This is a genomic window from Roseobacter ponti, assembly GCF_012932215.1.
Lineage (GTDB): Bacteria > Pseudomonadota > Alphaproteobacteria > Rhodobacterales > Rhodobacteraceae > Roseobacter > Roseobacter ponti.
This window is the reverse complement of sequence record NZ_CP048788.1, coordinates 3818800-3837832: the sequence shown is the minus strand read 5'-3', so window position 1 is coordinate 3837832 and position 19033 is coordinate 3818800. Positions and strand designations below refer to the sequence as shown.

Below are 19033 nucleotides of genomic sequence, written 5' to 3'. Positions count from 1 at the left end.
ATGTCTGCCAATGCGCCGATCACACAGGACGTACATACCATTCCGCGTAAACTGCCGGACGGGCCGGTCAATCTTGTCGGCCTGACGCGCGATGCGATGCGCGATGCACTGGTTGACGCGGGCACACCAGAGAAACAGGCGAAAATGCGGGTGGGTCAGATCTGGCAGTGGATCTATCAGTGGGGTGTGCGCGATTTCGATGCGATGACGAACCTTTCCAAAGCATATCGTGCTGAGATGAAGGAGAAATTCGTCATCGAAGTGCCGGAAGTGGTGACCCGAAATGTCAGTACGGATGGCACGCGGAAATACCTTGTGCGCATCGCCGGCGGGCATGAGGTAGAGGTTGTCTATATCCCCGAAGAAGGCCGTGGCACGCTGTGTATCTCAAGCCAGGTCGGCTGCACCCTGACCTGCTCGTTCTGCCATACGGGTACACAGAAACTGGTGCGCAACCTCACAGCGGGCGAAATCATAGGCCAGGTGCTGGTGGCCCGCGACGATCTGGACGAATGGCCCGAGATCGGCGCGCCCAAAGATGAAACGCGCCTCCTGAGCAACATCGTTCTGATGGGGATGGGCGAGCCGCTTTACAATTTCGAGAACGTGCGTGACGCGATGAAAATCGCCATGGACCCCGAAGGCATTCAGCTCAGCCGCCGGCGGATTACGCTCTCGACCTCCGGTGTGGTGCCTGAGATCGCGCGGACAGCGGCCGAAATCGGCTGCCAGCTCGCGGTGAGTTTTCACGCGACCACGGACGAGGTGCGCGACCGGCTGGTGCCGATCAACAAGCGCTGGAACATCGCGACACTGCTGGATGCGCTCCGCACCTATCCCAAAGTCTCGAATTCCGAGCGCATTACCTTTGAATATGTGATGCTGCAGGGCGTGAATGACAGCGACGAGGATGCGCGACGGCTGATTAAACTCATCGACGGGATCCCGGCCAAGATCAACCTGATCCCGTTCAATGAATGGCCCGGCGCGCCTTACCAGCGCTCGTCGAACAACCGCATCCGCGCTTTTGCCGATATCATCTACAAAGCCGGGTATGCCTCGCCCATCCGCACACCGCGTGGCGAGGATATCATGGCCGCCTGCGGGCAGCTGAAATCGGCGACGGAACGTTCCCGCAAGTCCCGCCGTCAGATCGAAGCCGAAGCAGGGCTGGCAGGCGAATAATGCAGCGCCGGGGCCTTCTGGTCCTTGGCGCTCTGGTTGCAGGGGCGCTGGCCCTCCCGCCGGTGCTCAGGCGCTGGCCGGATGATTTCGATTTCAAACCACTCAATGGATTTCCCGGATTTCGCCGGCTTGCGTCAGGCGCTGTTACCGGCGGTATCGATATCTTTGCGGGCCTCGGTGACGACAGCCGGCTTGCCGCAGCAACGCCGCCCGGTGATCCCTGCGCGGCGCTGTTCGGCGATCCTCCTGTCCCTGATGCGGCCCTGCCGGTCGCGGTTTTCAGCGATGTAAACTGCCCCAATTGCCGGGATCTGGAAGACCGCCTTCTGATCCTGCGGGACAGCGGTGCGGGCATCCGGCTGATCTGGCACCCGCTGCCTTTGCTGGGGCCATCATCTGTGCGGGCCGCGCGCGCCGTTATCGCGGCCGGGCTTCAGGGCGCGCAGGAAGCGGCGCACCGCTATACGATGCAGCGCGCGCTGCCGCCCGGACCATCGGCCCTGCGGCTTATGGCGGAAACACTGGGCCTGAACGAGAAACAGTTCCTGCGCGATGTGCAGAGCGGTCAGGTAACGCTGTTGCTGGAAGAAAGCCTCAGTCTCGGGCGCGCGCTCGGCATTCCCGGCACGCCCGGTATGGTGGTCGGGCGCACTCTCGTGATCGGCGCGATGCGGCAACCGGATCTCGCAAGGCTGATCCGTCTTGAGCAGGACACGGCCATGCGTGTCTGCGCCTGAACCGCGCGCTGTTCAGCTGCGGCCGGGGATTTTGTCGCGGGCGGGGGCCGTGTCCCAGTTCTCGATAAGGTGCATCGCGTCCGCCGCATTCTCGACAAAACGGAAAAGGTCGAGGTCTTCTTCGGAGATCGTTCCCGCATCTGCCAGGGCATCCCAGTTCAGAATGCTTTCCCAGAACGCCTGGCCAAAGAGCAGCACAGGAACACGCTGCATCCGTCCGGTCTGAATAAGGGTCAGCGCCTCGAAAAGCTCGTCCATGGTCCCGAACCCGCCGGGGAAAACGCAGATCGCCCGCGCCCGCATCAGGAAATGCATCTTGCGGATCGCAAAGTAGTGGAAGTTGAAACAGAGTTCCGGCGTCACGTATTCATTCGGTGCCTGTTCATGCGGCAGCACGATGTTCAGGCCGATGGAATGGCCGCCGGCATCCAGTGCGCCACGGTTGCCTGCCTCCATGACGCCGGGCCCGCCCCCGGTGACGATGACGTTTTCCCGGCCCATGCTTTCCTGGCTTTTGATCGTCATCAGCCGGGAAAATTCCCGCGCCTCGCCATAAAAATGTGACAGGTCGGCGAGCGTTTTCGTGCGCGCCCTGTCTTTCTCCGCCGGCCGCGGGATGCGCGCCCCGCCAAAAAGTACGATGGTGCTGGTGATACTGTGCTGATCGAGCAGCATCTCGGGCTTGAGCAGTTCCAGCTGCAGACGCACCGGGCGCAGCTCGTCACGGCACATGAAATCATCGTCGGTAAAGGCGAGCCGGTAGGCAGAGGCACGGGTCTGCGGCGTATCGGGCACAACCTTTGCGGCATCGCGGTCGGTGTGGGCGTCGCGCAGCGGGTGCGTTTGTCGGCGTGTGGTCATTTCTCTCTCCGTCAGGCGGGTTCAGCCTAAGGGGCCACGTTGCGCTGCGGGATGCAATGGTCCGCGTGCAATCAACCGGGCCTGCCGCGGCGACACCTCGCGATTGCGCCGGCCGGGCTGGCCTTGTATAGGCCCGAAAACTGAATTTTTGATATTACGGAGAACGCCGATGTCCAATGCACAGCTTGAAGCCGCGATCGAAGCCGCATGGGAGGCACGTGACAGCATCACTCCGGCGACCACCGGCGAAACACGTGACGCTATTGAGGACACGCTTGCAGCCCTTGACGGCGGCGCACTGCGCGTGGCCGAACCCCGCGAAGGTGGCGAGTGGCACGTCAATCAGTGGGCGAAAAAGGCGGTTCTTCTGGGCTTTCGCATCAGGGACATGGCTCAGCAGGACGGCGGCCCGCAGGGCGGCGGCTGGTGGGACAAGGTCGACAGCAAGTTCAGAGGCTGGGGGGATGCGCAGTGGAAAGAGGCCGGTTTCCGCGCTGTGCCCAACTGTGTCGTTCGTAAATCCGCCTATATTGCGCCCGGCGTGGTGCTGATGCCATCCTTTGTGAACCTTGGCGCCTATGTGGATGAGGGCACGATGGTCGACACCTGGGCCACCGTCGGCTCCTGTGCACAGATCGGCAAAAACGTTCACCTGTCGGGGGGCGTGGGCATCGGGGGCGTCCTTGAGCCGATGCAGGCGGGCCCGACAATCATTGAAGACAACTGTTTCATCGGTGCGCGATCTGAAGTTGTCGAGGGATGCATTGTGCGTGAAGGCTCCGTGCTCGGCATGGGTGTCTTCATCGGTAAATCGACCAAGATCGTGGACCGTGAAACCGGTGAGTTCACCTATGGCGAAGTGCCGGCGGGCTCGGTGGTCGTCGCAGGTTCGATGCCATCAAAGAACGGCGTGAACCTCTATTGCGCAGTGATCGTGAAAAAGGTGGACGCGCAGACGCGCTCCAAAACCTCGATCAACGAGCTTCTGCGCGACTGATCTTTACCAAAGCTTAAGACCTGGGGCAGACCTGCCCCGGTTTTTCCCGGAACCTGCCCGACGCCGGAACCATTCTGGCCAGGATCGCTCTTTAAGCCGCCGGGTATGCGCCATTCACCCGTCCCTGTTACCTTTCAGACGCTGCAGACCCTTTCGGATCTGCGCTCTGTCGCGGCCACCGGGTTCGGGGATCTCGCCACCTGTTTCCGTCCGGAGCACAAGCCGGTGCTGCGCCGCGTGATCTTTGATCAGCACTGCCGGATGTCCGAGGCAGACGGCGGAAAGCTGGCCGAAGACCTTATGCGGTTTGCCACGCGGCCCGACGTGGACCCGGCCTCCTTTATGACGTCGACGGCTTTGCTGCTGGCCGACCGGATACAGGGCGGCGCGGTGGCAGGTGAATTTGCGCCTCACTGGGGGCTTTACCGCGATATTTACCGCAGGGCGCCGTCTCCGGTGCGCGCGGCCATCACCCATGGCTTCCGCCGGGCTTTTGGCGGGGCGATCGGGGATGAGGGTTCTGTGGCCGCGCGTGATCTGGTGACGTTTGACGGCGATGATCTGCGACGGCTGCTGTGCCGGATTGCACGTTCGATGACAGCCGGTATGCGCGACAGCGTCTGCACGCTGGCCGATGAAGAGACACGTGCGGTGCATCGCCACGCGCTCGATAACTGCCTCAGCGGCAGCTGCATCCTGTCGGAATACGGGGGGTGGTTCCCGGGCGAGGTGGTCGAAAAAGCATCGCTTGATGCAGAAAACCCTGGCTATGCCGGCTGCACCGCGCTGGTGCTGCTCGACGCTTTCGAGACCCGCGACGCCAAAGACAAGATGGCCTTTCGCTGGGAACGGCAGGCCGACGGATACCTGCGCATGCCGCCTGAATTCCGCGCGGCGATAATTGCGGGCTTCCGGAACCTGCATGAAATGGCCATTGAATGGCAGCCTTATGACAGCTGGACGCCAGGCGACCTGCTCGAAAAAGCCGTTGTGGTACCTTTCGCCAAGCCCTAACAGGGGGCATGGCAGCGTCAAAGAAACCCTCCCGTCAGCAGGTCTATACGCTTGTGGTCCAGATCGGACGCAAGGAAGGCGACGGTCTGCCCGAAGGCGCAACGGGTGCCGGCCTTGTGGTCTTTGCCAGCGGCATCGACGAGGCCGAAGCGGTGCGCGAAACAGTGGCCGTGCTGAAACAGGCCGATACCGCGCCGCTGGACGTGACAGGCTACGGCACGCTTGATGAGCGCCTCGCCGAGGGACATGAAATCGGTGAGGACGAACGCGGCCTGATGCAGCGCGCGCTGGATGAAAATGCGGTTATCGTGGCCCAGATGGAGCCCTTCTACGGCACTCACCCGGAAGCGGATGCGGACTGACAACCACGACGGCAAGTGCGGTCGCGGCGTGGTCAGGCCGCGCGTTGCCGGGCAAGATGGATCGCTTCAAACCACTTGAGCACCTTAAAGGCGGCGTGCCCGTGTTCGGGCAGCGCGCTTCGGTCCGTCTCCGCAAGCAGCGTGGCCGCAAGACGCTCGGGATACCGCCTGATCCGTCCGATGTTCAGGCTTTCCATTGCAGTACCTGCGACCAGCACCGCCTCATGCGCAGGCAGGATCAGCTGTGTGTAGGTCTGCACCGGCACGGGCTGCACGGGCAGTGCTGCGAAACCATTCATCAGGTGACGCGCAGGGACCAGTACTGCCTCCTCGTTAAAGAGGTATTCGACCTCCGGCCCGTCGATCACCAGTCTCTGACCGGGGGCCGTGATCACATCATCGCGCAGCCCGAAATAGGGCGCGCGCAGCCGGACGGGTGCAAAGCTGCCCCGTGCGGGCACTCTGCGGGAAACAGCGTGCAGCACCGGGACAATTTCGCCCGTGCGGGTAATAACCGTATCGCCGCGCCGGAGATCAGCAGCCTCGCGGTAGCCACCGGGCGTTGCAACCATCGCCTCAGGTGCCAGACCGGGCATCGGGCCAACCGGCTCTACCCGGTCCGAGAGGGCGGCAAAGACCACGTCCCGGGCAAAGATCTGATCACCCTTTCCAAGCAGCATGTCGCGCAGGTCCTGCAGCCGCATTGGCCGGACATCACTGACCGTGACAGAAGCGACCTGGTCTTCTTCCGGGCGCTCAACCGTAAGGCGGGCAAAGCCGCGTCCGGCGTCCCAGCTGAAAGTGACGCGCAGCACATCCGTTCTGCCCGGAACCCCGTGTGTCAGAGCCGCATGAGCGATATTCTCACCGGTGACCTGAACCATTGAAATGCCACCGCCCGGGATCGCCTGAAACGTCAGGCTGCGTTGTTCGGGCCAGCTGCGGCTGAACGACAAAAGCACCTGCGGCCGGCCGTCGGGCGACAGCCGCGTCTCGAACATCAGGCTACCGCACTGTGGCTGATAGTCCGGATCACCCGGGTGCAGACGTCGGTCTGTCCGGTCCTCGCCCACGCCCCGCAGGGAAAACCGCCGCTCTTTGTGATCCGCAACCGCAATCCAGGTCATGACGGACCCGTCCGGACGGATGCCGTTGACCGCTCGGTGCGCTTTATTATCCCTGGTGCCTGCATTTCCTGTCCGCCCGGCGCGGCGTAAAGGCCGCGGGGTTTCGTCTGCTGAAGTCTGTGACCGGTGATGGCCGTTCTGCTCTGTCATTTTTGTTCTTAACCTCAAAGTAACACGCACTGCGGGTGGTTGTTAAGTATTTACTGGCTTTCGGGCTCCGGCCATTGTGCTGGCGGCGCTGAGCTTTTAGCCATTGTGGACCTGTGCCTGATGTCCGGAGAACCCATGCCTGCTGTTGACCCCGTTTCCCTGACCGCCGATCTTGTGCGCTGCGCCTCCGTGACCCCGGCCGACGAGGGAGCGATGGATATCCTGCAAAAGCTGCTGAGCGATGCAGGATTTGACTGTAGCCGCGCGGACCGGGGCGGGATCGCCAATCTTTTTGCCCGCTGGGGCGCGCAGGGCCATGCGCGCACCTTCGGCTTTAACGGACACACTGATGTGGTGCCGGTCGGCGATGAGGCCGCCTGGAGCATGCCGCCCTTTGGTGCCGAAATCCGCGACGGCATAATGTACGGGCGCGGCACCACGGATATGAAATCGGGTGTTGCCGCCTTTGCCGCGGCGGCGGTGGATTTTGTGCGCGACACGCCGCCCGAGGGGGCTGTTATCCTGGCCATCACCGGAGACGAGGAAGGCGACGCGACTGACGGCACCACCGCATTGCTGTCGTACATGGAACAAACCGGCGAGAAAATGGACGTCTGTCTGGTGGGAGAGCCGACCTGCCCGGATGTGATGGGTTCGATGATGAAGATCGGGCGACGCGGTTCGATGACAGCCTGGATCCGGCTGACCGGTAAACAGGGACATTCGGCATATCCGCACCGCGCGCTTAACCCGTTGCCGGCCATGATGCGCCTGATGGACCGTCTGGCCAGCCGCGACCTGGATCAGGGCACAGACCATTTTGATCCGTCGACACTGGCGGTCGTGACGGTCGATACCGGTAATCCGGCGACCAACGTCATCCCGGCCGAATGCTCCGGCACAGTGAACATCCGGTTTAATGATCTGCACAGTGGCGAGACCCTGAGCAACTGGATCCGTGACGAAATCGCCCTCACAGAGACTGAATTCGGCGTGAAAACGGACCTGCGGATTAAGATCTCCGGCGAGAGTTTTCTGACACCACCCGGCCCGCTGTCGGATCTGGTCGCAGCGGCGGTAGAGGCCGAAACCGGGGTAAAACCGGAGCTGTCCACAACTGGTGGCACTTCGGATGCACGCTTTGTTAAGGACCATTGCCCGGTTGTTGAATTCGGACTGGTCGGCCAGTCAATGCATCAGGTTGATGAGCATGTGCAGGTGGCGCATATCCATGAGCTTAAAGCCATCTACGCGCGCATTCTGGCCAGCTATTTCGCCGCAGGGTGACGGCGGTGTCACAGACAGGGCGCGGATGGAACGCCACCACCCGGCGAGCGACGCTGCCTTATCAGGAACAGCGGTCGTGAAACAAACGCTTGTCGTGATGCTCAAAGAACCACGTCCCGGACGGGTCAAATCGCGTCTCGGGCGCGACATCGGCATGACCACCGCGGCCTGGTGGTTCCGGCATCAGACGGCAGCACTCCTCAGGCGCGTGACCGATCCGCGCTGGCAGACGCTGCTGGCCGTGTCGCCGGACGCCGAAGGCCTGCGCAGCAGGATCTGGCCTGCCGGACTTCACCGGATACCCCAGGGGACCGGGTCGCTGGGCGACCGGATGGCGCGCGTCTTACGGCATGCTTCTCCCGGGCCGCTCTGTATTATCGGTGCCGACATTCCGTTGATCACACGCGCACATATCGCGCGATCCTTTGCGCTTCTGGGACGTAACGAGGTGGTGCTCGGCCCGGCTCCCGACGGCGGGTACTGGCTGATCGGGCTCAGGCGCAACCGCCCGCCGCCGCGGGGGCTCTTTCAGGGCGTCCGCTGGTCTTCTGAGCATGCACTGCAGGATACCCTGGCAACCCTCGGCGACAGGAGAACCGCCTTTGCCGACAGCCTGGCGGATGTCGATACCGTGCACGATTTGCGATGACGTTTCCGGGTGCGCATGCTACCTCAGGAGCATGAACAAAATCCCCACCAAAGCCGAAATTCTGGACTGGATCTCAGAGAACCCGAACCTCACGGCAAAGCGCGATATCGCCAAGGCGTTCGGCATCAAAGGCGCGGCCCGCATCGACCTTAAGCGCCTCCTGAAAGAGCTTGAGGCGGAAGGCCATCTCGAAAAGCGCAAGCGCAGTTACCAGGACCCGGACCGCCTGCCGCCCGTTGCTGTTCTGCAGATTACCGGGCCGGACAAGGACGGCGATCTTTTTGCGAAACCACTCGAATGGCTGGGCGAGGGGGTCGAGCCGGTGGTGCTTTTCATTCCGCGCGCCTCTGATCCGGCGCTGGGTGCCGGCGACCGTATTCTTGGGCGGCTGACGGTCGTAAAGGGTGAGGATCATCACTATGAGGCGCGGTTGATCCGGCGCATCGGCACCAATCCGCGCCGGGTGCTCGGCGTTTTCCGCAAAACGGCTGAAGGCGGGCGGATCGTGCCCATCGACAAGGGCGCGGATAAGGAATGGCAGGTCGCCGGCGATGCCACCCACGGCGCGCAGGACGGTGAACTGGTCGAAGCGGAGCAGGCCGGCCCGAAGGGACGCATGGGCCTGCCGCGGGCGCGGGTGACCGGGCGTCTTGGCGACCCGTCCGCGCCAAAGGCGGTCTCGCTGATCGCGATCCACCAGCACGGCATCCCCGATGCCTTTCCCGATGATGTGATCGCCGAAGCCGACCGTGCGAAACCGGTGGGCCTGAAAGGACGCGAGGATCTGCGGGATCTGCCGCTCATTACCATCGATCCCTCGGATGCCCGCGATCATGACGATGCCTGTTACGCCCACGCAGATGAAGACCCGGGCAACGAGGGCGGGCACATCATCTGGGTCGCGATTGCCGATGTTGCAGCCTATGTCACGCCGGGCTCTGCACTGGATCGTGAGGCCCGCAAGCGGGGCAATTCCACGTATTTCCCCGACCGGGTGGTGCCTATGCTGCCCGACCGGCTGTCGGGCGATCTGTGTTCCCTGCACGAGGGGGTGCCGCGCGCCTGTATCGCTGTACGGATGCAGATTGATGCGACCGGCAATAAGCTTTCGCACAGTTTTCATCGCGGGCTGATGCGCTCGCCTGCGTCGCTGCATTACGAAGAAGTCCAGGAAGCAGTGGACGGCAACCCGAATGACCGTACCGAACCCCTGACAGAGACTGTTTTAAAGCCGCTCTACACCGCGTGGGAGGCGCTCATGGAGGCACGGGGACGGCGGCAACCGCTGGACCTTGACCTGCCAGAGCGTCGCATTGTGCTGGATGATGAAGGCAAGGTCACCTCTGTCAGTTTCAAAGACCGGCTCGATGCGCACCGTCTGATCGAAGAGTTCATGGTGCTTGCAAATGTCGCTGCCGCCGAGACCCTGATCGCAAAGAAAACACCGCTGCTTTACCGGGTGCACGAAGAACCGAGCCCCGAAAAACTCGACGCGCTGCGCGAGACGGCAAAGGCCAGCGGCTTTACCCTCGCCAAAGGGCAGGTGTTGCAGACAGCACACCTCAACCGTCTGCTCAATGATGCAGCCGGATCAGATGAGGCGGAGCTCATCAATATCTCGACGCTGCGCTCCATGACCCAGGCCTATTATGCGCCGCAGAACTTTGGTCACTTCGGGCTTGCGCTGAAGAACTATGCGCATTTCACCTCGCCGATCCGGCGGTATTCCGATCTGATCGTGCACCGGGCGCTGATCGCGGCGCATGGCTGGGGCAGGGACGGGTTGCGCCCTGAAGACTATGATGACCTGGAGCAGACGGGCGAGCATATCTCCGAGACCGAACGACGGTCGATGATCGCTGAACGCGACACCACGGACCGCTACCTGGCAGCTTTTCTTAGCGAGCGGGTGGGCAATGAGTTCACCGGACGGATCAGCGGCATCGCGCGCTTTGGTGTTTTTGTGAAACTCGATGAAACCGGCGCGGATGGTCTCGTGCCGATGCGCTCAATCGGACGCGAATATTTCCACTATGACCAGGAAGCCGGCACCCTGATGGGAGCTGATACCGGCATGATCATCAGCCTTGGCCAGCGCGTGACGGTGCGGCTTGCGGAAGCGGCACCTGTGACCGGCGGGATCGCCCTGGAGCTTTTATCACTTGATGGCGATGACCTGCCGCGAGGTCGCCGTTCGCCGGCGGGGCGCAGCCCGAAACGCCACAAAGCAAAAGCCAAACGGCGCAGTGACAAAACCAAACGCAAAGTGAAACGCACGCGCCGCTAAAGCGTGTGCGGGCCGGGCGCCAAACCGCGCAGATGATCGCTGCACAGGAGACCGTGCGGAGCGCCGGCATTGCTGAAGACGGGGTTGCGGAATACGCTCTTCTTTGCTGACAGTTTCCGGCAGTAATTGTGATATATGCTGACCTCATGAGCAGAACCCACCGGCTTTTCCAGATGATGCAGACGTTGCGGCGGCTGTCTCCGCCCGTGACCGCCCGCCGCCTTGCAGATGAGATGGGCATGTCCCTGCGTACGATCTACCGCGATATTGATGCGCTGCGCGGGATCGGGGCCGTTATCGATGGGGAGGCGGGCTTTGGCTATACGCTGATTGAGGATGCGGCGCTGCCGCCCCTGGGTTTTGAGGATGATGAACTTGAAGCGCTGGTGCTGGGCCTGCGCGATGTTGCGGTTATCGGGGATCCGTCTCTTGCCCGTGCGGCGCGTTCTGCGCTCGCCAAGATCAGAGCCCGTGTTCCGCCTCGCCAGGCGCACCGGTTGCAGCACGCCGTGCTCGATGCGCACCGGTTTGCGCCACAGCCGGTGATCCGCATCGATGTCTCGCTGCTGCGTGAGGCGACCTGGGATGAGGTCAGCGTGCGCTTTGCCTATCGCGATGCCGAAGGGTCGCATACGGTGCGGCGGGTGGACCCGCTGGGCCTTGTTTATCTCGACCGATCCAACGTGCTGCTGGCCTGGTGCCATTTGCGGAATGATTTCAGAACCTTCCGTCTTGACCGGATGGAAAGCCTCGAACGGACTGATCTGAGCTTCCGTCCGAAACGGGTGCCGCTGCTGCGCGAGCATCTCGACCGGATCCGCTGTGAGATTGCGCCACCGGCAGAAGATCGCGCCCGGTCTGATTGAATTCTTCCTATGCGGGACGCGAATCGCTAGACTGGTGCCAATAATAAACAGAGCAGCAGGACGGCAATATGCAGTGGAAGATCTGGACGACAGGTGTTCTGGCCATCGGACTGACCATGGCGGACACAGCGCAGGCAGAGGGAATCTGGCAATCCGTGAGGCCGCTGAACCGGCCCGATACGGCTCAGCCTGACACCATCAGGAACCCCGTTTCGCTGATCTCGGTTGCTGCCCGGCCAAAGCTGCGGCCGGCGACACAAGCGGTGACAGACACAGCGAAGGTTGAGGTTGTTGCATCGCCTGCGGGCTTTGACCGCTGGGTCACCGGGTTCAAAAGCCGGGCGCGGGCGCAGGGGATCAGTGCAGGAACACTGGATGCCGCATTTCGCGATGTCAGCTATGATGCGGATGTGATCCGCCGCGACCGCAACCAGTCGGAGTTTACCAAAACCATCTGGGACTATCTGGGCAGCGCCGCCTCGGCGACCCGGATCGCCAATGGCAGGATCGCTCTGAAAAACCACAACAGCACGCTGACAGCGATCGAGAAACGGTATGGTGTCGAGAAAGAGGTGGTCGTGGCGGTCTGGGGCCTCGAGAGTGCCTATGGCACCTTTCGCGGCAAAAACGATGTGGTGACCTCGCTGGCGACGCTGTCTTTTGACGGCCGGCGCGGTGCGTTTTTCGAGGAACAGCTGATCGCGGCACTGAAAATCCTGCAGAACGGTGACACCAGCCCGCGCAATATGACCGGCAGCTGGGCCGGAGCGATGGGACACACACAGTTTATTCCGACCTCTTATCTCAGCTATGCAGTCGATTTTGACGGTGACGGCCGGCGCGATATCTGGGCCGACAATCCGGTGGATGCGCTGGCTTCGACTGCTGCCTATCTGAAGAAATCCGGCTGGACCAAAGGACAGCCCTGGGGCGTCGAGGTTCAGATCCCGAAAGGATTTGATTACACGCTCGCGGACCGGAAGATAAAAAAGTCGCCGGGTCAGTGGGCCCGGCTTGGCGTCGTCGACATGAACGGCCGGGCTGTGCCTGATCACGGACGCGCTTCAGTGCTGCTTCCGGCAGGTGCGCAGGGGGCGGCCTTTCTGATTTTTGATAACTTCAAAGCGATCGAGGCCTATAACTCCGCGGACGCCTATGTGATCGGTGTGGGGCATCTGAGTGACCGCATCAGGGGCGGGTCGGAGATCCGTGCGTCATGGCCCACCGATGACCGTGCGCTGACCCGTGCCGAGCGTGAAGAGATGCAGCGCCGCCTGACAGGCAAAGGGTTCAGCACACAGGGTATTGACGGGCGGATCGGGCCGAAAACCATCGATGCGGTGCGTTCCTATCAGCGGGCGCAGGGGCTTGTTCCGGACGGGTATGCGTCTCTGACTTTGCTGAAACGTCTGCGGTAAACAGGATCAGAGACGGCTCAGAAGCTCCTCGACCCTGGCTCGGGTAAGCGAAATCCGGCAGGAGCGGATAGAAATACCCGTGCCTGACCCACCTCCTGAGAGCGTTCCGGTATACTCACAATGCGCCGCGCGGTAAGCGTCCCACGCCGCCTGTGACGCCTCAAGCGCCGGGAGAGCGACCGTCCGGCCGGTGATCTCATCCAGCTCTGTTGCACTGGCGCGGGCCGAATTCAGCGCGATCCCGAGTGTTTCATCCACCCGCTTCTCAACCTCTGCAAGGCAGGCCGAGGTTTCGACCTGAGAGGACGACACAAGACTGCACTCCAGCGACGGATCGGCGGAAACAGTCGCGGGCAGGGCTGCCAGTACGAGCCCAAAGAGACATCTGGTTACCATATCTGAGGTCATGCCGGGCTCATCCCGCGCAGGCGCTCAGATCGTCGGCGCAATAGTTCTACCACCGTCAGCAGCGCAATCGAGACAATCACCAGAATGGTGGCAACCGCGAGGATCGTCGGACTGATCTGTTCACGCAGACCGGTGAACATCTGCCAGGGCAACGTTTTCTGACCGGCAGAACCGACAAAGAGTACAACCACAACCTCGTCGAAAGAGGTGATAAAGGCAAAGAGACCGCCGGAAATCACCCCGGGCAGAATGAGTGGCATCTGAACCCGGAAGAAGGTGGTGACCGGGTTGGCCCCCATATTGGCCGCCGCCCGCGTCAGCGAATTGTCAAAACCCACCAGCGTTGCTGTCACCGTGATGATCACGAAGGGGATACCCAGGGCCGCATGTGCGAGAACCACGCCGGCGTATGTGCCCTGCAGGCCGATACGGCTGTAAAAGAAGTACATGCCAGCCGCCGAAATGATCAGCGGTACGATCATCGGCGAAATCAGGATCGCCATAATCGCACGCCGGAACGGCACATGCGGCTGGCTCAGACCGATAGCTGCGAGAGTGCCGAAGCCTACCGAGAGCAGCGTGGCGGCAGGTGCGATTCTGATCGAATTTTTGAGCGCTCCCTGCCAGTCAGAGTTCGTAAAGAAATCCTCATAGTGCTTCATTGAATAGCCCGCCGGGTCAAACCGCAGCATCTCCGGCGTGAAGGTAAAGAAATCCTCGGCGTTAAAGCTCAGAGGCATCACCACAAGGATGGGCGTGATCAGAAATACGAGAATGGCCCCGCAGATCACCCGGAATGTGAAATGCCACAGCACCTGACGGGGTGTGAGATAGGGCGCCACTTTGGCGCGGTAACGCCCTTCGTAGAGCCAGAAGCTGAACCATCCGAAGAACCAGCCAAAGGCTGCACCGATGAGGGCCGCAGCGATGCCGCCCATGAAAAACCCGGCAACTGCCAGAAGCGCCGTCAGCCCCCAGATGCCTGCTTTTTCTTCCCTGATGATTTGTGTCAGCACATAAGCGACCGCCGCCATCAGTGCCGCACCAAGAATGATGCCCAGCAGGGAACTGCCCTGTGCCGTGCCGACGAGCAGCCCTGCAAATGCGCCGGCGGCCGCCACCACGGGCACATAAAAAGAGACGGGTGTGCGCGAGATTGGTGTGAGAGCTACCATCTGATCAGCCTCCCAGTTTCACATTGTCGATGCCGACGATCTTGTCGTAGGCCCAGTAGAGCCCCAGAACCACCGCCAGCAGGATCGCGCCAAGAGCAGCCGCGAGGCCCCAGTTGAGCGAGCTGGAAATGTGATAGGCAATCCGGTTGGAGATAAATGTCCCCGTCGTGCCGCCGACAAGCTCGGGCGTGATGTAATAGCCGATGGCCAGAATGAACACGAGGATCGACCCCGCGCCGATGCCAGGCACCGACTGCGGGAAATAGACCCGCCAGAAAGCCGTCCAGTCGGTGGCGCCCAGCGATTTTGCCGCCCGCAGATAGGTCGGCGGGATCGTTTTCATCACCGAATAGAGCGGCAGGATCATAAAGGGCAGCAGAATATGGGTCATCGCGATGATTGTACCCGTCTGGTTGTTGATCAGAGCAAGCCTGCTGTCGTCCGCGACAACGCCAAGCCACACAAGCGTGTCATTGATGACGCCCTGTTGCTGCAGCATCACTTTCCAGGCCGACGTGCGCACCAGAAGTGAGGTCCAGAAGGGCAGAAGCACCAGGATCATCAGCAGGTTGGCCGTGCGCGCCGGCAGGTTTGCAAGGATCCACGCAACCGGATAGCCCAGCAGGATACAGCTGCCGGTGATGACCAGCGACATGATCATCGTCCGGATGAAAAGCTTGATATATAGCTGCTCGTTTTCCGGGCGCATTTCAGGGCCGTCGGGGCTCTTTTTCATGTCCACGGCATTGAGGAAATAGCCGCTGGTGTAGGCCGGGCTGTAGGTCTGGATGGTCTGCCAGACGTCAATGCTGTGCCAGTCTTTGTCGATCTCCTCAAAGGCAGCGGTGAAATCCACCGCCTCAAAACCAGCGACGGCGCCGGCGGCCTCCTGCAGTTCAGCGGCACCGGGCCCGGAAAGCGATGCGACATCCGCGCCTGCTGAAAGATCAGCATAAAGCGCGGAGTAAACGATGGCCCAGGGGTCTTCTTTCAGCAGATTGTCTTCGTCTTCAAACTGAACGAATTCAGCAAATGTTTCATACATCGCGGCGGTTTCGGGCAGTACCGCAGCCACGTCATCGCGGATCTCAAAGGCAGGCTGGCGGTCGCCGGATTTTTCATCCCATCCGGCCATATCTTCGAGCCATTCCGCGCTGCCCATCAGAGGGTTCCAGTTCTCAGCATCTTCCCAGAACTCATTGAGGTCCTCGAACTGATCCTGATAAACCTCGCCGATGTCTTCGACCCCGCGACCTGATTTACGAAAGAGCGAAGACACCCCTGTCAGCTCATAATTCAGGCGCGAGCCCAGCCGCGTGTGCAGCTTGCGCTCGGACGCGATGAAAATGTCTTTGTACAGGTCTTCGAAAAGCGCGGGCGAGGGGATCTCACCCGAAGTGCTGTCCCAGTCGGCAAGGCCGTCGGTGGTACGTGGCAGCGTATCGGCAACGATCTGGTTCTCGACCGAGCGGAAGAGCATATCGGCAATCGGCGCGATAAAGGCCACGAGGATAAACACCAGCAGCGGCGCGATCAGCATCAGCGCCCGCAGTTTCTGGCGGCGCAGCGCGCGGTTCAGGCTCTTTTTAAGCGGTGTACCGTCTGCGGCGAGCATCGGACCGCTTTCAGCATTGTCCGCGGCGCGCAGGGCGTTGTCAGGCGTCGGGCTGTCGATCAGGTCGGGACCTGTGGCTGAGTGATCGGTCATGCTGCGCCCTCAACGATAATGATTGTGCTGTCGGAATTGTCGCGACGGATCTTCGCGACCTCAAGGTATTCGGGGTCATTATAGGCGGCACATGCGGCCTCATATGACGGAAATTCTACGATGACATGCCGCTCGTAAGGGCTGCCCTCTGGCGCCTCGGAGGCACCACCACGCACAAGGAACCGCCCGCCGTGACCCTGAAGGATGGGTGTGTCACGGACCACATATTCTTTGTATGCGTCCGGATTCTTAACGGTAACATGGGCAATTATATAGCCTTTGGGCATGGTCGGTCCTTTTCGTGCCGCGGTGGGAAGGGCCCGCAGGGGCCCCTCCCGGTTTTCAGTCCGGTGACCGGATTATTGTGCCAGCCACGCCTGGAATTTGGCGTCGATGTCGTCGCGGTAGTCAGCCCAGAACTCATAGTTGTAGAGGAACGTGTTCTTGGCGTTCTCCGGATCGGTCGGCATGTGCGGCGCCATGTCGATGCCCAGATCAGCGTGCTGCCCGACGAGCGGTGCAGAGGATGCACGCGCGGGGCCATAGCTGATGTATTTTGCCTGATCGGCCAGACGCTGGGTGTCGGTGGCGAACATGATGTAGTCCAGCGCGCGGGCTTTACGCTCGTCGCTCAGACCGGCGGGAATGATCCAGCCGTCAAGGTCAAACACCTGTGCGTCCCAGAGCATAGCAACCGGCTGGTTCTGCTCTTCGATTACCGAAAAGAGACGACCGTTGTAGGTCGAGCCCATCACGATTTCACCGTCTGCAAGCAGTTGCGGTGTGTCAGCACCGGCAGACCACCAGATCACGTCGTCTTTGATCGTGGCCAGCTTGTCGAGGGCCTGTTGCTGGCCTTCTTCTGTTTCCAGCACGTCATAGACTTCGTCCTTCGCTACGCCGTCGCAGAGCAGAGCCCATTCCATGTTGTTGATGGGGTTCTTCTCAAGCGCCCGCTTGCCCGGATATGTTTCTGTGTCGAAGACCGCGCAGACGGATGTCGGGGGTGTGTCGCCGACCATGTCGGTGCGATACCCGAATGTTGTCGAGTAAACGATCTGCGGGATAAAGCAGTCGGACACGAGCAGATCGCCGAAGTCATCCTCGGCAGATGTGCCATCGGGCGCGGCGGCCAGCATCTCATCAGGGTCGATTTCCATCGCCAGACCTTCGTCGCAGAGGCGGATCGCATCCGCCGCGACGACGTCAACGACGTCCCATGTGACATTGCCCGCTTCGTTCATGGCGCGCAGTTTTGCGACCGCTTCGGAAGAGGAGGAGTCATTGATGATGTTGACGCCTGTCATTTCCATATAGGGGTCATGATAGGCTTTCTGTTGTGAGTTGGTGTAGGCACCACCCCAGCTCACGATTGTCATTTCGCTGGCCATGTGGCCATCGGCGGTGGCCATACCGGCCGCAACAGTCAGCGCAGTAGATGCCATCAGCGTCTTGGTGAGTTTCATTTATAGTCTCCCAGTTTTTTATCCCGTTGGTGATATTCTAAGACGGTGGCAACGGGTCTGACCGCCGTCTTTTTGTAATCGTGCCGCCGTCGGGCAACACGACAGTTCCGGCGGCCGGACGTCAGGCGTCCAGCGCGCGGCAGTCTTCCGGAAGCCAGCCGATTTCGATCTGCTGGCCCGGGACAAGACGCTCCACATCGGGAGCGTTTCTCGTTTTGATAACAAATTCGCTGGTGCCCGCCACTTTGAGGCGGGTCCGGAAGATGTCACCCATATAGATAAATTCAAGAACCTCGGCCCTGAGCGTATGCGCATCCGGGCTGAGACGGTTTTTATTGTATTCCACGCGCTCAGGGCGGATCGAGACACGCGTCCGGTCGCCGGCATTCTGCACATTCACAGGCTTGGCGTCGATCACCTCGCCGCCATCCAGCTCCACAAGGCAGCTGTCACCTTTGATCTCTTTGACCACGCCTTCAAGTGTGTTGTTCTCGCCGATGAACTGCGCCACGAAGCTGTTTTCAGGTTCTTCATAGAGCTTATCAGGTGGCGCCAGCTGCTGTATGCGACCATCGTCAAAAACGGCAACGCGGTCGGACATGGTCAGCGCTTCGGTCTGGTCGTGCGTCACATAGACCACGGTAATACCCAGCTCGTGTGCGAGGTTTGTAATCTCGAACTGCAGCGTCTCGCGCAGCTGTTTATCGAGCGCGCCGAGGGGCTCATCCATGAGAACCAGTTCGGGTTCAAAGACCAGGGCGCGGGCAAGGGCCACACGCTGCTGCTGGCCACCGGACATCTGTGAGGGCCGGCGTCCGCCAAAGGCCCCCATCTGCACCATATCGAGGGCGCGTTTCACTTTTGCTTCCCGGTCTGATTTGCCCATTTTGCGGACTTCCAGCGGGAAGGACAGGTTTTCCGCGACCGTCATGTGCGGGAACAGGGCATAGTTCTGGAACACCATTCCGATGCCGCGTTTGTGCGGCGGGATGTTGTTGATTGATTCCCCGTCGAGACGGATGTCCCCGTGGGTGGCGGTCTCAAAACCGGCCAGCATCATCAGGCAGGTGGTCTTCCCCGACCCCGATGGCCCCAGCATCGTGAGGAACTCGCCTTTGGGCATGAAAAGGTTGAGGTCTTTGACGACGAGGTTTTCCCCGTCATAGCTTTTCTGAACGCGCTCGAATTCGACGAACGCGTCTGCGGTACTGTTAGTTGCCACGTGTGGCTCCCCGTTTGTTCCCCGGCGATTTACGCCTTGTTCGCGCACAGGGTAACACGACTGCGCGCCCTCAGAGCAAGCAGTTAACTTAAGGGATGTCCGTTTCACCGGCCT

General features: G+C 61.1%; 18 protein-coding genes. 10 read left to right on the top strand and 8 right to left on the bottom strand.

Translation table 11 applies throughout. From position 1 onward, the window contains the following. Complete coding sequence (gene rlmN, locus G3256_RS18525) at positions 1 to 1185, top strand: dual-specificity RNA methyltransferase RlmN (RefSeq protein WP_169642236.1); 1185 nt, start codon at positions 1 to 3, stop codon at positions 1183 to 1185. After that, positions 1185 to 1922 (top strand): DsbA family protein, encoded by a 738-nt coding sequence (locus tag G3256_RS18520; RefSeq protein WP_169642235.1) that lies wholly within the window; start codon positions 1185 to 1187, stop codon positions 1920 to 1922. The genes rlmN and G3256_RS18520 overlap by 1 nt, the downstream gene beginning before the upstream one ends. A 12-nt stretch (positions 1923 to 1934) precedes the next feature. Here G3256_RS18520 and G3256_RS18515 read toward each other — a convergent pair whose 3' ends face one another. Continuing rightward, complete coding sequence (locus tag G3256_RS18515) at positions 1935 to 2783, bottom strand: LOG family protein (RefSeq protein ID WP_169642234.1); 849 nt, start codon at positions 2781 to 2783, stop codon at positions 1935 to 1937. Positions 2784 to 2952: 169 nt separating this feature from the next. Here G3256_RS18515 and dapD point away from each other — a divergent pair, with 169 nt between their 5' ends. The 3 genes from dapD (at position 2953) to G3256_RS18500 (ending at position 5156) form a co-directional block, all read left to right on the top strand. After that, the gene (gene dapD, locus G3256_RS18510; RefSeq protein ID WP_169642233.1) at positions 2953 to 3780 is read left to right on the top strand and encodes a 2,3,4,5-tetrahydropyridine-2,6-dicarboxylate N-succinyltransferase; all 828 of its coding nucleotides are present in this window, start codon (positions 2953 to 2955) and stop codon (positions 3778 to 3780) included. A 105-nt stretch (positions 3781 to 3885) separates the two neighbouring features. Beyond that, on the top strand, positions 3886 to 4794 hold the full coding sequence (locus tag G3256_RS18505) for a hypothetical protein (RefSeq protein WP_169642232.1): 909 nt from the start codon (positions 3886 to 3888) through the stop codon (positions 4792 to 4794). Positions 4795 to 4802: 8 nt separating this feature from the next. Beyond that, positions 4803 to 5156, top strand: coding sequence for a hypothetical protein (locus G3256_RS18500; protein WP_169642231.1), 354 nt, complete (start codon positions 4803 to 4805; stop codon positions 5154 to 5156). A gap of 32 nt (positions 5157 to 5188) precedes the next feature. Here G3256_RS18500 and G3256_RS18495 read toward each other — a convergent pair whose 3' ends face one another. Continuing rightward, on the bottom strand, positions 5189 to 6283 hold the full coding sequence (locus G3256_RS18495) for a Hint domain-containing protein (protein ID WP_169642230.1): 1095 nt from the start codon (positions 6281 to 6283) through the stop codon (positions 5189 to 5191). A 285-nt stretch (positions 6284 to 6568) separates the two neighbouring features. On the opposite strand from G3256_RS18495, the gene dapE reads away from it, so the two are divergent. The 5 genes from dapE to G3256_RS18470 all read left to right on the top strand — a co-directional run bounded on the left by dapE (position 6569) and on the right by G3256_RS18470 (position 12940). Then, entirely contained in the window at positions 6569 to 7720 is a 1152-nt protein-coding gene (dapE, locus tag G3256_RS18490) for a succinyl-diaminopimelate desuccinylase (protein ID WP_169642229.1), read from the top strand. A gap of 76 nt (positions 7721 to 7796) precedes the next feature. Further along, complete coding sequence (locus G3256_RS18485; protein ID WP_169642228.1) at positions 7797 to 8369, top strand: TIGR04282 family arsenosugar biosynthesis glycosyltransferase; 573 nt, start codon at positions 7797 to 7799, stop codon at positions 8367 to 8369. 31 nt (positions 8370 to 8400) lie between these two features. Then, a complete protein-coding gene (gene rnr / locus G3256_RS18480) occupies positions 8401 to 10656 on the top strand; it encodes a ribonuclease R (RefSeq protein WP_169642227.1) in 2256 nt (751 codons plus the stop codon). Between the two features lie 146 nt (positions 10657 to 10802). Next, a complete protein-coding gene (locus G3256_RS18475) occupies positions 10803 to 11522 on the top strand; it encodes a helix-turn-helix transcriptional regulator (protein ID WP_169642226.1) in 720 nt (239 codons plus the stop codon). Positions 11523 to 11590: 68 nt separating this feature from the next. Continuing rightward, a complete protein-coding gene (locus G3256_RS18470; RefSeq protein WP_169642225.1) occupies positions 11591 to 12940 on the top strand; it encodes a lytic murein transglycosylase in 1350 nt (449 codons plus the stop codon). 6 nt (positions 12941 to 12946) lie between these two features. Here the strand turns inward: G3256_RS18470 and G3256_RS18465 are convergent, their stop codons facing one another. The 6 genes from G3256_RS18465 to G3256_RS18440 all read right to left on the bottom strand — a co-directional run bounded on the left by G3256_RS18465 (position 12947) and on the right by G3256_RS18440 (position 18919). Further along, on the bottom strand, positions 12947 to 13336 hold the full coding sequence (locus tag G3256_RS18465) for a lysozyme inhibitor LprI family protein (protein ID WP_169642224.1): 390 nt from the start codon (positions 13334 to 13336) through the stop codon (positions 12947 to 12949). A gap of 8 nt (positions 13337 to 13344) precedes the next feature. Further along, positions 13345 to 14523 carry an ABC transporter permease gene (locus tag G3256_RS18460; protein ID WP_169642223.1) on the bottom strand — a complete coding sequence of 393 codons (1179 nt, stop codon included), beginning with the start codon at positions 14521 to 14523 and terminating at the stop codon, positions 13345 to 13347. 4 nt (positions 14524 to 14527) lie between these two features. Beyond that, complete coding sequence (locus G3256_RS18455; protein WP_169642222.1) at positions 14528 to 16231, bottom strand: ABC transporter permease; 1704 nt, start codon at positions 16229 to 16231, stop codon at positions 14528 to 14530. Then, positions 16228 to 16518 carry a DUF1330 domain-containing protein gene (locus G3256_RS18450; RefSeq protein ID WP_169642221.1) on the bottom strand — a complete coding sequence of 97 codons (291 nt, stop codon included), beginning with the start codon at positions 16516 to 16518 and terminating at the stop codon, positions 16228 to 16230. The genes G3256_RS18455 and G3256_RS18450 overlap by 4 nt, the downstream gene beginning before the upstream one ends. Before the next feature lie 72 nt (positions 16519 to 16590). Further along, on the bottom strand, positions 16591 to 17697 hold the full coding sequence (locus G3256_RS18445; RefSeq protein WP_169642220.1) for an extracellular solute-binding protein: 1107 nt from the start codon (positions 17695 to 17697) through the stop codon (positions 16591 to 16593). A 121-nt stretch (positions 17698 to 17818) separates the two neighbouring features. Continuing rightward, positions 17819 to 18919, bottom strand: a complete 1101-nt coding sequence (locus G3256_RS18440) for an ABC transporter ATP-binding protein (protein WP_169642219.1) — start codon at positions 18917 to 18919, stop codon at positions 17819 to 17821. Between the last annotated feature and the right edge of the window lie 114 nt (positions 18920 to 19033).

Bases quoted from the DNA above. Each gene is read 5' to 3' on its own strand.
- rlmN (WP_169642236.1), top strand. From the start codon at position 1: ATGTCTGCCAATGCGCCGATCACACAGGACGTACATACCATTCCGCGT.
- G3256_RS18520 (WP_169642235.1), top strand. From the start codon at position 1,185: ATGCAGCGCCGGGGCCTTCTGGTCCTTGGCGCTCTGGTTGCAGGGGCG.
- G3256_RS18515 (WP_169642234.1), bottom strand. From the start codon at position 2,783: ATGACCACACGCCGACAAACGCACCCGCTGCGCGACGCCCACACCGAC.
- dapD (WP_169642233.1), top strand. From the start codon at position 2,953: ATGTCCAATGCACAGCTTGAAGCCGCGATCGAAGCCGCATGGGAGGCA.
- G3256_RS18505 (WP_169642232.1), top strand. From the start codon at position 3,886: ATGCGCCATTCACCCGTCCCTGTTACCTTTCAGACGCTGCAGACCCTT.
- G3256_RS18500 (WP_169642231.1), top strand. From the start codon at position 4,803: ATGGCAGCGTCAAAGAAACCCTCCCGTCAGCAGGTCTATACGCTTGTG.
- G3256_RS18495 (WP_169642230.1), bottom strand. From the start codon at position 6,283: ATGACCTGGATTGCGGTTGCGGATCACAAAGAGCGGCGGTTTTCCCTG.
- dapE (WP_169642229.1), top strand. From the start codon at position 6,569: ATGCCTGCTGTTGACCCCGTTTCCCTGACCGCCGATCTTGTGCGCTGC.
- rnr (WP_169642227.1), top strand. From the start codon at position 8,401: ATGAACAAAATCCCCACCAAAGCCGAAATTCTGGACTGGATCTCAGAG.
- G3256_RS18475 (WP_169642226.1), top strand. From the start codon at position 10,803: ATGAGCAGAACCCACCGGCTTTTCCAGATGATGCAGACGTTGCGGCGG.
- G3256_RS18470 (WP_169642225.1), top strand. From the start codon at position 11,591: ATGCAGTGGAAGATCTGGACGACAGGTGTTCTGGCCATCGGACTGACC.
- G3256_RS18465 (WP_169642224.1), bottom strand. From the start codon at position 13,336: ATGGTAACCAGATGTCTCTTTGGGCTCGTACTGGCAGCCCTGCCCGCG.
- G3256_RS18460 (WP_169642223.1), bottom strand. From the start codon at position 14,523: ATGGTAGCTCTCACACCAATCTCGCGCACACCCGTCTCTTTTTATGTG.
- G3256_RS18455 (WP_169642222.1), bottom strand. From the start codon at position 16,231: ATGACCGATCACTCAGCCACAGGTCCCGACCTGATCGACAGCCCGACG.
- G3256_RS18450 (WP_169642221.1), bottom strand. From the start codon at position 16,518: ATGCCCAAAGGCTATATAATTGCCCATGTTACCGTTAAGAATCCGGAC.
- G3256_RS18445 (WP_169642220.1), bottom strand. From the start codon at position 17,697: ATGAAACTCACCAAGACGCTGATGGCATCTACTGCGCTGACTGTTGCG.